Annotated in this window: 12 protein-coding genes; 5 read left to right on the top strand and 7 right to left on the bottom strand. The window is 43.0% G+C overall.

Going from position 1 to position 12,996, the window contains the following annotated elements; all coding sequences use genetic code 11:
- Positions 1 to 103: 103 nt before the first annotated feature.
- The 3 genes from GFB48_RS02195 to GFB48_RS02185 are packed head-to-tail and all read right to left on the bottom strand — an operon-like array spanning position 104 to position 4,132.
- On the bottom strand, positions 104 to 925 hold the full coding sequence (locus GFB48_RS02195; RefSeq protein ID WP_163930694.1) for a vWA domain-containing protein: 822 nt from the start codon (positions 923 to 925) through the stop codon (positions 104 to 106).
- The gene (locus GFB48_RS02190; RefSeq protein WP_163930692.1) at positions 922 to 1,728 is read right to left on the bottom strand and encodes a MotA/TolQ/ExbB proton channel family protein; all 807 of its coding nucleotides are present in this window, start codon (positions 1,726 to 1,728) and stop codon (positions 922 to 924) included. Before GFB48_RS02190 ends, GFB48_RS02195 begins: the two co-directional genes overlap by 4 nt.
- A gap of 1 nt (position 1,729) precedes the next feature.
- Positions 1,730 to 4,132 (bottom strand): hypothetical protein, encoded by a 2,403-nt coding sequence (locus tag GFB48_RS02185; protein WP_163930690.1) that lies wholly within the window; start codon positions 4,130 to 4,132, stop codon positions 1,730 to 1,732.
- A gap of 141 nt (positions 4,133 to 4,273) precedes the next feature.
- Here GFB48_RS02185 and msrA point away from each other — a divergent pair, with 141 nt between their 5' ends.
- Positions 4,274 to 5,524, top strand: coding sequence for a peptide-methionine (S)-S-oxide reductase MsrA (gene msrA, locus GFB48_RS02180; RefSeq protein ID WP_163930688.1), 1,251 nt, complete (start codon positions 4,274 to 4,276; stop codon positions 5,522 to 5,524).
- 74 nt (positions 5,525 to 5,598) lie between these two features.
- Here the strand turns inward: msrA and GFB48_RS02175 are convergent, their stop codons facing one another.
- Together GFB48_RS02175 and GFB48_RS02170 are read right to left on the bottom strand one after the other, a co-directional pair.
- Positions 5,599 to 6,450 (bottom strand): sulfurtransferase, encoded by an 852-nt coding sequence (locus GFB48_RS02175; protein WP_163930686.1) that lies wholly within the window; start codon positions 6,448 to 6,450, stop codon positions 5,599 to 5,601.
- Between the two features lie 7 nt (positions 6,451 to 6,457).
- Entirely contained in the window at positions 6,458 to 6,793 is a 336-nt protein-coding gene (locus tag GFB48_RS02170) for a BolA family protein (protein WP_368669037.1), read from the bottom strand.
- Between the two features lie 119 nt (positions 6,794 to 6,912).
- Between GFB48_RS02170 and GFB48_RS02165 the strand changes: the two genes are divergently transcribed.
- The 4 genes from GFB48_RS02165 to GFB48_RS02150 all read left to right on the top strand — a co-directional run bounded on the left by GFB48_RS02165 (position 6,913) and on the right by GFB48_RS02150 (position 10,523).
- Complete coding sequence (locus tag GFB48_RS02165; protein WP_163930685.1) at positions 6,913 to 8,025, top strand: methyltransferase; 1,113 nt, start codon at positions 6,913 to 6,915, stop codon at positions 8,023 to 8,025.
- 64 nt (positions 8,026 to 8,089) lie between these two features.
- Complete coding sequence (locus tag GFB48_RS02160; protein WP_163930683.1) at positions 8,090 to 8,653, top strand: YajG family lipoprotein; 564 nt, start codon at positions 8,090 to 8,092, stop codon at positions 8,651 to 8,653.
- Positions 8,653 to 9,243 (top strand): peptidylprolyl isomerase, encoded by a 591-nt coding sequence (locus GFB48_RS02155; protein ID WP_163930681.1) that lies wholly within the window; start codon positions 8,653 to 8,655, stop codon positions 9,241 to 9,243. Before GFB48_RS02160 ends, GFB48_RS02155 begins: the two co-directional genes overlap by 1 nt.
- Entirely contained in the window at positions 9,240 to 10,523 is a 1,284-nt protein-coding gene (locus GFB48_RS02150) for an MFS transporter (protein WP_163930678.1), read from the top strand. The genes GFB48_RS02155 and GFB48_RS02150 overlap by 4 nt, the downstream gene beginning before the upstream one ends.
- Positions 10,524 to 10,555: 32 nt before the next feature.
- Here GFB48_RS02150 and GFB48_RS02145 read toward each other — a convergent pair whose 3' ends face one another.
- Both GFB48_RS02145 and GFB48_RS02140 read right to left on the bottom strand, forming a co-directional pair.
- Complete coding sequence (locus GFB48_RS02145) at positions 10,556 to 11,386, bottom strand: DUF2797 domain-containing protein (RefSeq protein WP_163930677.1); 831 nt, start codon at positions 11,384 to 11,386, stop codon at positions 10,556 to 10,558.
- 195 nt (positions 11,387 to 11,581) lie between these two features.
- Positions 11,582 to 12,892, bottom strand: coding sequence for an NCS2 family permease (locus tag GFB48_RS02140; RefSeq protein ID WP_163930675.1), 1,311 nt, complete (start codon positions 12,890 to 12,892; stop codon positions 11,582 to 11,584).
- Positions 12,893 to 12,996: the final 104 nt, after the last annotated feature.

Here is a 12,996-nt window from a genome sequence, read left to right as displayed (position 1 = left end):
AGGTAGAGCAACTGACTTGTAATCAGTAGGTCACCAGTTCGATTCCGGTAGACGGCACCATTATTAAAACCTCAGCAAAAGCTGAGGTTTTTTTTTGCTTAAATCATTGCCCTTTTAGCAAAGCTAAAATCACCTGTGAACTCAGGGGTATTTGATCTGAGTCGGTAAGTAATAGTCCTTTTCCCCCTTGGGTGATCTGCCTGTAGTATTGTTGTAACGCTTTTTCATCAGGGGTTAACACCGCAACGTTTTGCTGATCTTGGACACTAAATTGAGCCACCGCTTTAGCAAAGGATTGCTGCTGCAAAGCATGGGGGACATCATCCGTTATAAGCACTATCATCTTCTGTTTAGCGTCAGTGCGCCAATTAAGATTAGTGGCGGCGACAAAGCCTTTATAGACGGACTCCCCCTCAAACTTATTATCCCCTGAGCCCATGCCCATATTAATTTCTATGCTTCTAAAGTTTGCTAACAATTGTGGTAACTGACTGACTGGAAGAATGCTAAAGCTTTGAATTGGCCTTGAAAAACCATCATCGCCAAACACCACTAAACCTATGGCCGGCGTTTCAGCCAATTCCACCAGCAATTTTGAAATTGCAATGATCTCACTTTTTAACGAGTCGATTTCATCTCCCATGGAGCCAGTGATATCCAACACTAATACCAAATCCAAAGCAGCAATTTTAGCTAAGTCCGCTTGAGTTGGCGGGCTCGGTTGTGGCAATTCGGGACAAGCTGGGACTGGAGGACAAACCGGACAGGCCTGTTGTACTGGGCACTGCTCAATAGGGTTCGATGACAGATTGCCAAAATAGGGAATCGATATCAGCATCAACAACATAAAGGCGCCCATGGCCGAGGCAAACAGATCGATGGCCGCCACCGAAAACACTTCTAGCTGATTATTGCGCCGTTTCATGATAGCTCTTGCTTAAGCAGTAGCTTATTGATGAGTCGGTTTAAGCAGTAGGAGCCTGCCCGATTCAACGCTTTTTCTTCTATGCCTTGAACAATATGCAGCAATAACATCATTATTGCTGCCAATACCAGCGCCAACAAGGTCGTATTAAACGCCAAACTCAACTCATCAGTAATATTGGCGAGCCACATTTGCATTGCACTTGAATCCGATACCACTGGCATTTTCGCCCCCTGAGCCAAGGCATTGGCCACCCCGATAACTGTGCCGATAAAACCTAATGTGGGCAGTAGCCACAACCAATATTTTAATAGGTTGTATTTTAAGTCTAGCTCATGCTGCATCAACTCAATATTACTATTGAGTATTTGGTTGGCATTATTGGCTTGCTGGTTAATTTGTAATTGCAGGATCAGGCCATCCAGTAGCCGATAAAGCATTAATTCTTTAGCTAAGTGACTCTGTTCAAGTTGCTGGCGCAGCTGCTTAATATGCTCGCTGCCATAAAGTTGCTGGTTATTGGCGCTTAAAATGGATATCTCGCATGCTTGCCGTTCTTGCTGTGCCCGCCAAGCCCTCGCCACAATTTGACCACAGGCAATGGCAAAAATACACCACATAAAGTTTTGAATGGTTAAAGGATAATTCAGACTATGGACATCAAATACGATGGCTAGCCAACCACTTTTACTGACTAGACTTAACTCCTGATTGCCTATCAACATCACCATGATTACAACTGCACCAAGGCATATCAACACCCCCAATAGCTGAATCTGCTTTTCTTTTTTATTAATGTCCATATCACCAACTGGGCTCGTTTTGCTTTAATGATTGTAAACGCCTTTTGCTGCGCTGTTTATCTTCTTGTAGAACCTCTAAGCGTTCCTCTAGCTGCCACTTTTTAGTTAAATTATCTGAAGCCTTATCAATACATGCTTGTCGCTCGCGCTCGGCCTGAGCTTGTTTAGCTTCGGCCTTGGCTACACAAGCGTTTTTACAATATTGATCCACTTGCTGGTAGGGAAAACCGGAAACATAAACGGTTCTGGTACATTGACTGTCACAAGCGGCCACCTCTAGAGAATCCCCAAGCATGGACCAAAAGCCCTGCTGGCAACGCTCAGAGTCACTGCTGCCAAGCCCCCTTAAATCCTCTTTGACATCGTCAATTTCTTGGTTCAGGGACTCTAATTCTAACTCTGTGGTTTCGACATTAAGCAACCAATCTTGATAAGCCAATTGGTGGGCTTGGTACTGATTATCTAAAGAGAGTAATTTATCGGTAACCGTTGTCAGCATGACTTTTAGTTTACCAGTGAGGATGCTGAGATCCTCTGCCTTTTTAGCAAATACATTGGTGCTAGCGCCTCGGTAATACTGATAATCCGCAGCGCTTAACTTGCCCTTTTGCTGCCACATTTTTAGCGCGGCCAGTTTTGAATTCACATCCCGCTGATAGCCCCAGTGCCTTTTAGCAAGCGCGGTTAAACGGTTATTGGCATCCTTATGCTGCTGCCCAAGCTTGATATAAGCTTCGAGTTCACCTTGTCTCCACAGTGCTTTTAATTGCGACTGATAATCTCGATTAAATTCCTGTATTTTTAAGGGTTTGAGGGCCGTTAATAACTGCTGCTGTGAATCTGCTAGTTGTTTATCGATAACCTTCGCACGCTGATTTAATTCAACTAAATGCTGGTAGTCCGCCGCCTGCGACGCAAGCTTTTTAGCAAACTCTTGTAACGCTGCAATGGAAACGCTTTGCTTTATTTTGGCTTCTAAGGCGGTGACCTCAGCTAAACTTATTAGGTCTTTAGTGGCAGCTTTAGGCAAGGCTTTAGCAGCCTCATAACTGCTGCGGATGGTGCCATTCGCTTTGACGATTTGAGCAATTGAATTGACGCCATCGACAAACTGTTGCAAACCAGATTGATACTGCTTCAACCAGACCGCAGGATCATTTGTTAACTGCTGCCAAGCCTGTTGGCTATAGGCTTGAAGGTCAAGTAATCCCTTGGGCAAATACAGCACCTTAATCTTATCTAGCTGGCTATGGGCCTGACTGGTTTGCTGTTTTAGATCGCTTAATTGGGGTAAGGATTTTAGCTCGGCAAACATTTGCTGCAGCTGGCTAATGGCTTGATGAAATAGGTTGAGGGCTTGTTGATACTCATCTTGCTGGAACTTTAACGTGGCCTGTTGCTCTACCTTAGCCACTTCCGTTAATCGCCCTTCAAAGTTTAATGTACTAATTAAGGCTTCTACCTCGGGATGCAGACTGACACCATCTACCTGCTTCCTTAGTTGTTGCATCTGCTGCAATAAAAACAAATATTGCTGATGATACTCATTAGCGATGGCTAATTGCTCAGCGACATCCAGAGTATTAATTTGCGGCGGACATGAGTTATCTAACATGCATGGCGATTGTATTGGCTGTAACCACCAATACCCCACCATTAATAATAGGGCAAACATTCCAGCAATCATTGCCCTGTAATAGCTGTTGCTGGGTGTTGGGGATTTAATTTTAAAATGCTTAAACAAGGACAATAAATCATCATCACTGTGAATGATTAACGCCGCGAGCTCATTATCAAATCCAGTTAATCTTTGTAACTGCTCCCCAGCATCAAGCTGTGGCCATTGCTTAATAGACTCATTATCTTCAACAAGCTGACTTAACAGCAGTTGCTTTAACGAGCAACTGTCATCTTCAACTTGTAACCAAGGTTCAATAAATTGCCAGCCCTGCTCTGCAGAGTAACAGCTGAAGCCATCTAATAAGTCCTGATGCAGTATCGGCACTTGATTGATGCCAGCGAGTAACTGTTTTAACCCTGCCTCAGACCTTTCTATGGGCTGGGCTGAAAAATAACAATAAACCTGATAGACAGTATTAAAATGATTCAATATCGCCAAAGGGGCTTGATAGCCCTTGCTAGTTTGTGGCTTGGACAGTCGCTCGATGCCCTGTTGGTAATGGTAGTGCTGCTGTTGTTTAACCCTAAGGCTTTGATCATCTTGCCTTATGGCGTACTCCGGGCACCACTCAAAAATAAGGTAGTTTTTTTGATCTAATTCATTGGTGGCTAAGTAATAAAAACCACAACTAAAGCGGCCAAGGCATTGCTTAATACGGTAATTCGCCACTTCAGTATGCACAGCGATGGGGGCTGTCCCTTGCCCAATTTGCCTGTTTGTCATGCTCTTAGGTATTCGCCTTAGTTATTGAATTAGTTAAGATAACTATAAATTAATCTGGCTATTTTTCCAGCAATGAATTTTTTAAGGTTTTACCTGTCTTATTAGCAAAGCGCTATTAAAGGCCATCAAGGAGTCAATTTGATGATAAAATTCTTAGCAGCAATCGTTTTAGGCTTATTGATCAGTCCCCCCTCCGTTGCCAAAAATAATTACAGCGATCATTTGCAAACCATTGTCTTGGGTTCAGGCTGCTTTTGGGGAGCAGAAAAGGGCTATGAAGCGCTACCAGGGGTGATAGATGCGGTATCGGGCTACGCCGACGGTAGGGGAATTAAGCCCAGCTATAAAGAGATCATTAAAAACCAATACCGTAACGATCCTAATAACTATGCCGAAGTTGTTAAAGTCAGTTACGATCCCAATCAGATCAGCACCGAACAATTGCTAAAGCATTTTTATGAAAGCCATGATCCCACCCAAGGCATGCGCCAAGGTAATGATATTGGCAGCCAATACCGCTCGACGATTTTAACCTCTAACACACAACAAACCGAGTTAGCGATCAAACTTACGGCAATTTACCAGCAAAAGTTAACCCAAGCTGGATACGGCAAAATTACTACGATTATCAAACCTTTAAAACGCTTTTATAAGGCCGAAGAATACCATCAAGATTACATTTCTAAAAATCCCAATGGTTATTGCCCCGATCATTCCACCGGGGTGGTATTTAATGAAGACCGAACACCAAAAAAGGTTATCGACAATTCTGCGCTATTAACGGCTAAACATATTGTAGTTATTGATGCACCCCATTGCCCCTACTGTGAAGCATTAAAAACTAAAGTGTTAAATGATTACCAAGGTAAATTACCGCTGCATTACCGGCAGTCCGATGAACTCAAAGGCTTAACCATTAGCAGCCCCACTTGGGCGACTCCGACAATATTATTTTTAGAACATGGCAAGGAAGTTTGGGGCCACCAAGGTTATATAGAAAGGCAAGAATTTTATAAGGCCCTCGGCTATTTCCAACTCGGTAAATCAGAAGCCTATGACATCGCCTTTAATAAGGGCACTGAGAATCGGTTCTGCCAACAGTATGAACAGTTTAACAACACCGGCCCAGGTCAATTTGTAGATAAGCTAAGTGGCGTACCCTTATTTGATACCAAACACAGGTATGACTCCAACTCAGGCTGGCTTAGCTTCTATAAAGCCCTTAAAGACACCACTTACACCAAGGCGGATAACAGTTTAGGAATGCGCCGCACTGAAGTGCTGTCTAAAAGCTCCAATATCCATCTAGGGCATGTATTTAACGATGGCCCCAATGGTCGCGCAAGATACTGCATCAACGCTAATGTGTTGGAATTTAGACCGAGAAGCTAGGCCCATTTCAATGCTAAATACCGAATCCTGAGTACGTAAGGGGGGTAATTCGCGTGCACGTTTGACTATTGACTTTAGGGTATTTCCCTAACTTCTATCGGTAATTCAGCATTCGCGCCCCACTCACACCATGAACCGTCATAGACACTGAGATTTCGATAATCACACTGGTAAGCGCCTAAAGCTAATATACAAGCGGTTAAGCCTGAACCACAACTAAACACCAGAGGTCTCAGCAAATCTGGTGAAATGGACGCAATGATCGGCTTTAGCTGATCTTTATTTTTAAGGCTGCCACACTCAAGAAATTCGGTATAAGGAATATTATAAGAGTTAGGGATACAACCAGAACGGAGGCCGACTCTTGTTTCAGCCTGCTGCCCATTAAAGCGGGCACTCGCCCTTGCATCAATAATGACTGCGGATTTTGATTTAGAAATATTGGCAACTTGCTGGGCATCAACAAATCGATTAGGGATCAACGTGGTTTGGTATTTGATCAACGCTGGCTGTGGGGTTGCATGCTGCTCTACCACCTTATAGCCCGCAGCCTTCCAGCTTGGTAAGCCGCCTTGCAGAACATATACTGGTTTATGCCCCATGGCTTTAAACATCCACCAAGCCCGTGCAGCCGCATACACTCCGGCATTATCATAAATAACGATGGTATCGTCCTGATGCAGTCCAAGCCCAGTAGCTAATTCAGCAAACTTTTGCTGCGACGGCATCATATGGGGTAAATCTGACTCACTGTCGCAAAAGCTTTCTTCAAAATCAAAGGCCAAAGCCCCAGGAATCATACCTTGTAAGTCCTTTGGCATTTCTCCAGGGATTTTAAATTTAATACTCGCATCGAGTACCACAAGCTTTGGGTTATGTTGTAAATGCTCTGCTAACCACTGCGAGCTAACTATGGCTTTATTCATTAACACCTCATTTATTTTTACCAGCGCAGGGAGGAGATAACGGTGCACCCTGCATATTTTGCCACTGTGTTTTGGTATAGGTATGAATCGCTAATGCATGTAAAGTTCCCTTAAGTTCATCTTTCAAGAGTTCATTTATAATACGATGGCGTGCCAATAATCGCTTACCCTCAAAATCATCACTCACAACAATAACTTTAAAATGACTGTTACCATCGGCAGAACTAGCATGCATATGACTTTCGTTTATTACTTCAAGGTGGGCAATCGATAATCCTTGCTGTAATTTTGTTGTAATTATTTGTTGCATACCTACCTCGATATTTATTTTTGAATCAGACAAAAGAGTTACTCAGGGTTAACTATACTAATAACAGATAGTCTAAAAAAGCTCTGTGCTAGTAAGCAGATTAATAAGCTGCGATAATAGCCTCACTTAACTCAACAAAACAACTAATTACAATGGAATCATCTGTAGAACTAGCAGGCACCCCCCTTGAATTACGACGTTACCCACTAAGAAGCAATGATAAATTGCAAGCTTGGGATGCTTCCGATCGACACCTCTTTAAATGGTTGGCAGATAATGAACGCTCTCCCAAACGACCAATGGTCATTAATGATGCTTTTGGTGCTATTGCTTGCGGCCTTAAAAGCCAGCAGATTTATCTACATAGCGATTCTAAAATCAGCCAGCTTGCCAGCCTCCGCAACCATGACTTGAATCAACTCAAACACCAATTAACTTGGTTCGACATTGACCAGGATTGGCCTACTGATATTGATTTAGTCCTGTTGAAATTGCCAAAAAATTTAAATCAACTTGACTCACAATTACGAAAATTGAGTCAATGTTTATCGCATGGCACTAAAGTGTTGATCGCTGGCAAAGCCAAACTTATTAATCGTAACTTAGTCGATAGAGTTAAAACCAATATCGGCGATGCGATACCAACTTTGGCATGGAAAAACACCCGAATAATAGAATGTCGCTTTGATGGTGAAGTTAGAAAAAGCCTGCCATTAAGGCGCTGGAGCGTACCGGAATTCAAATTATCTATTAGTAATTACCCCAATGTTTTTGCGGGCAACCAATTAGATATTGGTGCCCGAATTATCTTAGATAACTTCCCATCCGGACAATTTAAGAACGTTTGTGACCTAGGTTGTGGCAATGGTATTTTAGGTCTTCGTGCTGGTCAACTTTACCCACAAGCGCAAATACACTTTTTTGATGAATCCGCAGCAGCAATCGCCAGTGCCAAATATAATTGGCAACAAAATCATGGAAACAAGAACGGTCATTTTCATTGGAATGACTGTCTAGCAAATGTTGAAGCCAATAGTTGTGATTTAATTTTGTGCAACCCACCTTTTCACCAAGGCGATACCATTACAGATCACATTGCTTGGCAAATGATCAATGATGCTAAAAGAGTACTACAGAAGCATGGAAGCCTTATCTTAGTTGGCAATCGTCATCTCAGCTACCACATCAAAATACAAAGAGTATTCGGTAATTGTGAAACCATAGCAGCTAATGGCAAGTTTGTTGTTTTAAAAGGACTCGCCTAAGCAATTTCGTCCTCAGCCTTTATTTGATATGCTAAGCAAAAATAAAGAATAGTTAGGACTAATAATGAATAAGCGATTACTTTTGGGAATGGTATTTTTGACTGGCTTATCTGCATGTTCACATAAGCCAACCAAGCTGGCGTTATATCCAGAAACGCCAGTGATCAATCAAAAGGCTTACGCCGATCTTCAAATCGGTTTTGAAGATACTCGTTATCAACAACATCTGATACAAGTACATAGAAGCAATTCTGCTCCGCAATTAATTGAAGCCAATGTTGCTCCTGTAGAAGTCATCCGCAGCTTAATAAGCCGCAGCCTAAAAGCTAAAGGGATCAGTTTTAGCCCAACCTCAAAAGCAAGGGCAAAAGTCGAAATTAGCAACTGGCGCACTAAAGTCGAGCAAGGAACTGTAGACTACCAAGCCAACACCATCATTGAACTTAAAATCACAGTCAGAAAGGAAAATAAAACGCTGACCAAAATATTCAAAGGTGACGCCAAGAAAAGAGGACCTTTTAGCATGTCTGTCGCTAATATGGAGCTGGAGCAATCCCAGCTACTCAATAAAATTGCCAATGATATCGTCAATGATCAACAGTTAATGCAGTTTATTGGTGCCAAATAATGAAAAAATGCTGTGCTATTTTCATATCATTTTTGCTTAGTTTTATCGCTTATGCTGAGGATGATTTTGATTACCTTAATGATAGCCCGTTCCCGCAAGTCGAATTGGTCACCAATTTTGGGGTCATAGTTGTCGAACTAGATCGCCCTAAAGCTCCCCTTACAGTCGCTAATTTTTTAAACTATGTGGTAACCGGACAATACGATAACACCATGTTCCACAGAATCATTGCAGGATTTGTAGTGCAAGGTGGTGGCATGGATGTCAACTTCCAAGAACGCCCAATTAAAGGCACTATTGCCAACGAATCAGGTAATGGCTTAAGCAATAAAGCCTATACTATTGCGATGGCAAGGGACAACGATCCCCACAGTGCGACCCGCCAATTTTATTTCAATGTCGCTGACAATCAGGGGTTAGACCCTAGCCCAAAACGCTGGGGCTATGCCGTATTTGGTGAGGTAGTGGAAGGCCAAGAAGTATTATTAAAAATGTCGCAAGTAGCAACAGGTATCGATAGCCGCACCAAATGGGACGATGTACCGATGCAACCAGTAACCTTAATTAAAGCGACATTATTAAAAATATGAGTGCTTTATCGGGATTTAAAGTATACGGACATAGAAAAGTCATCAGTTTATTACTGTTAGGCTTTGCCGCTGGTTTGCCACTAATGCTGGTATTTTCCACCCTATCTTTTTGGTTAAGAGAGGCAGGAGTCAGTCGTAGTGAGATTGGCTATTTCAGTTGGATTGCTGCCATTTATGGCTTTAAATTTCTATGGGCTCCCTTAGTTGACCGCATTAAACTGCCTATCCTAAATCGTTTATTAGGGCAAAGGCGAAGCTGGATGTTGCTTGCGCAACTTGTGGTTATTATCGCCATTTTAATTATGAGCCAGCAAGATCCCCAATTGCAATTGCAGACAATGGCATTGGCAGCATTGTTGTTAGCGTTTGCTTCGGCCACCCAAGATATTGTCATTGACGGTTTTAGAATCGAATCCGCTGAGAACAAATTACAAGGTGCCATGGCAGCCGCCTACCAAGCGGGTTATCGTACCGCGATGATCATAGCCACCGCTGGTGCCCTGACCTTTGCTGCCTGGGTTAGCCCTGACAATGATGACTATAACTTAATTGCTTGGCAACAAAGCTATATTGGTATGGCCGCATTAATGTTGATTGGCATTATAACAACGCTGTTTGTTAGTGAGCCGAAACATAAAAATGTAGTTAGCCGTTCTGATTTACCATGGCTAGTGCGCATATTTGTCGAGCCCTTCCAATTATTTTGGCAACGCTTTGGTAAGCAGGCGCTATGGATCCTATTGCTGATTTGTACTTACCGTATTTCTGACATTGTGATGGGCATTATGGCCAATGTATTTTACGTTGACATGGGCTTTAGCAAGCAGGAAATTGCTACCTTATCTAAAGTCTTTGGGGTAATCATGACCCTAGTCGGTGGTGCTGCTGGCGGAGTATTAGTATTAAGGTATGGCACTCACAAGATTTTATATTTAGGGGCATTATTAGTTGCCATTACTAATCTATTATTTGCGCTGCAGGCCCATGTTGGCTATCAAATGCAGTTATTAGCACTGATCATCAGTGTTGATAACTTTTCGGCAGGGGTCGCCACCGCTGCTTTTATTGCCTATTTATCTAGCTTAACCTCTGAGGGCTACAGTGCCAGTCAGTACGCCATCTTGTCGTCTATCATGTTGCTGTTTCCTAAATTTGTCGCCGGTTTCTCGGGGGAGTTTGTCGATGCTTACGGTTACATTTGGTTCTTTAGTGGCGCGGCCATAATTGGCTTTCCTGTACTCTGGTTTGTCAGCAAAGCTAATCAGCAATCTACTCAGTAATAAAAAAGGAGGCTTCGCCTCCTTTTTAGTCGTTAAATCAAGCTCGCCTCTGGCTCAGAAACAGTAATCTCATACGAACCAAACTTACGAATATTAATCACCCCAGTATCAAAGATAAGGTATTGACCTTTAATGCCTAGCAACGTCCCTGTGACTTCAGGGTTCTTATCAAAGTTGTGCGAAGCAATCTTAGTCGGCCACTGCAGTACCGGGTAGTCAATGGTTTGAATGTCACTGTCTAGCACCTCGTAAGCATCTTCCCCATGGGTCAGCTTAAGGTGGCTGAGCGTCTGCTCAATCTTAGGTAATAATTCAGCAGCGATGGCTTTGAGATCCATGTCTTGGTTATTACCCTTTAACATGGCACGCCAATTGGTTTTGTCATTAATGTATTCCCCTAGGGCGACTTCTACCAAGCCTGAAATTAGCCGGCTTTTAACTTTAATTATGGTCAAACCTTGGGTCGCCCCTTGGTCAATCCAGCGGGTTGGAATTTGGGTCGCGCGGGTAATGCCCACTTTCAAACCAGAGGTATTAGAAAGATAGACATAATGGGGCACCATACAGTGACTTTCACCCCACTGCGGCTCTCGACAGGTGCCTTTATCATAATGACAAGTTTCAGGCTTCATAATGCACATGTCGCACTGGGCGAGCTTCTGCATACAAGGATAACAGAAACCTTGGGAATAACTTTTCTTGGTCTTTTTACCACAGTTACAGCAGTTAATATTGCCCGTATGGGTTAGGGTAATTTGTTTGCCAATATATGGATTTAAGTCGATAACTTGATCGCCCACAGGCAATTGATATTGCACCTGCTCAGCCAGCTGAGCGCGCATTTTAGACAGATGTCCCTGCATTATAATTCTCTGAAATGGTTTTACTGCAGTGTAACTGAAATGAAGGAAGGTCGGAAGTTTAAGGTCGAAAATCGAACGATAATAAAAAGGGCTGCTATGAAGCAACCCTTAAATTAGAAAACAGAGCACAGATTGTAGATTACAGATCTTCCGTACACGGTAGTAGGTATTCTGTATTCCGTATTTCGCTAGCGATTAGCCCCAGATAAATTTAGCAGCAAATGCCAGCGCAATGACAACGACACCTAAATTTAGATCTTTAGTTTTACCGCTTAGTAGTTTAATCATAGCGTAAGCAATAAAGCCAAGGCCAATACCGCTAGCGATAGAGAAAGTAAAGGGAGTTAATAAACAAACTACACCAACTGGTGCCGCTTCAGTTATATCTTTCCAATCTACATCTTTTAGGCTGCTCATCATTAAAATAGCAACGTAGAAGAGTGCACCTGCTGTTGCATAGGCTGGAATAGTACCGGCCAGTGGAGCAAAGAATAAAGCGACTAAAAACAACACACCAACCGTTACCGCAGTTAGACCAGTACGACCACCCTCGGCAACACCAGCACCACTTTCAATGTATGAAGTGGTAGTAGATGTACCTAGCATAGACCCAGCAACTGTTGCTGTAGAGTCAGCCATAAGCGCTTTTTTGATGCGAGGCAGTTTACCGTCTTTATCAAGCAGGTTACCACGTTGTGCAACCGCAACTAGGGTGCCAGAGGTGTCAAATAGATCCACAAATAAGAAAGCAAACACCACACTGATCATACTTACTTCTAGCGCTGCAGCAAAATCCAATTGCATAAAGGTCGGTGCAATTGATGGTGGCATAGAAACCATACCGCCATAGTTTTGCTGACCCGCAATCACTGAAATTGCAGTTACCGCTAGAATTGAAATAATTACCGCGCCTTTAATACCACGGTTAACCAAGCCTATAATTAGGAAGAACCCTAAAGCCGCCATCACCACTGGCCATGAAGTTAGATCGCCCATGCCAACAATAGTTGCCGGGTTAGAAACCAAAAGGCCCGAATTTTTAAGACCGATAACCGCTAGGAATAAACCAATACCTGCGCCAATACCTAGGCGTAGTGACATCGGAATCGAGTTAACAATCCACTCACGAATTTTAACCAGCGATAAAATCATAAAAGCGATACCCGATAGGAATACCGCAGCCAATGCTGTTTGCCAATCATAGCCCATGCTGCCAACAACCACATAAGCAAAGAAGGCATTTAGACCCATGCCTGGTGCCATCGCAATTGGGTAATTCGCAACAAAACCCATAATAAAACAGCCAATTGCTGCAGCAAGACAGGTCGCAACAAATACTGCACCTTGATCCATACCGGCGTCGGCCAGCATCGCTGGGTTAACAAAAATAATGTAGGCCATGGTTAGGAAGGTAGTGATACCTGCCATCACTTCTTGACGAATTGACGAACCATGTTCAGACAGTTTAAAAAGGCGCTCGAAAGCTGAAGGTGTCGTGTTAGACATTTAATTTACCTTGTTTGATCTCTTAATTTGGAAGGCTGCAGTAGATGAGAGCCCCGCATCTTGCGAGTGAGAGATCCACGCTGTCATCAACCTGTTGATTAACG

The sequence above is a fragment of the Paraferrimonas sp. SM1919 genome, from assembly GCF_010993985.1.
Classification (GTDB): Bacteria; Pseudomonadota; Gammaproteobacteria; order Enterobacterales; family Shewanellaceae; genus SM1919.
The sequence above is the reverse complement of the archived record's forward strand: the minus strand, read 5'-3'. Positions and strand labels throughout refer to the sequence as shown.

What these genes read in the sequence shown, in the direction of transcription:
- GFB48_RS02190 (WP_163930692.1), bottom strand. Translation starts at nt 1,728, where the DNA reads ATGGACATTAATAAAAAAGAAAAGCAGATTCAGCTATTGGGGGTGTTG.
- GFB48_RS02155 (WP_163930681.1), top strand. Translation starts at nt 8,653, where the DNA reads ATGAAAAAATGCTGTGCTATTTTCATATCATTTTTGCTTAGTTTTATC.
- msrA (WP_163930688.1), top strand. Translation starts at nt 4,274, where the DNA reads ATGATAAAATTCTTAGCAGCAATCGTTTTAGGCTTATTGATCAGTCCC.
- GFB48_RS02145 (WP_163930677.1), bottom strand. Translation starts at nt 11,386, where the DNA reads ATGCAGGGACATCTGTCTAAAATGCGCGCTCAGCTGGCTGAGCAGGTG.
- GFB48_RS02185 (WP_163930690.1), bottom strand. Translation starts at nt 4,132, where the DNA reads ATGACAAACAGGCAAATTGGGCAAGGGACAGCCCCCATCGCTGTGCAT.
- GFB48_RS02160 (WP_163930683.1), top strand. Translation starts at nt 8,090, where the DNA reads ATGAATAAGCGATTACTTTTGGGAATGGTATTTTTGACTGGCTTATCT.
- GFB48_RS02140 (WP_163930675.1), bottom strand. Translation starts at nt 12,892, where the DNA reads ATGTCTAACACGACACCTTCAGCTTTCGAGCGCCTTTTTAAACTGTCT.
- GFB48_RS02175 (WP_163930686.1), bottom strand. Translation starts at nt 6,450, where the DNA reads ATGAATAAAGCCATAGTTAGCTCGCAGTGGTTAGCAGAGCATTTACAA.
- GFB48_RS02165 (WP_163930685.1), top strand. Translation starts at nt 6,913, where the DNA reads ATGGAATCATCTGTAGAACTAGCAGGCACCCCCCTTGAATTACGACGT.
- GFB48_RS02150 (WP_163930678.1), top strand. Translation starts at nt 9,240, where the DNA reads ATGAGTGCTTTATCGGGATTTAAAGTATACGGACATAGAAAAGTCATC.
- GFB48_RS02195 (WP_163930694.1), bottom strand. Translation starts at nt 925, where the DNA reads ATGAAACGGCGCAATAATCAGCTAGAAGTGTTTTCGGTGGCGGCCATC.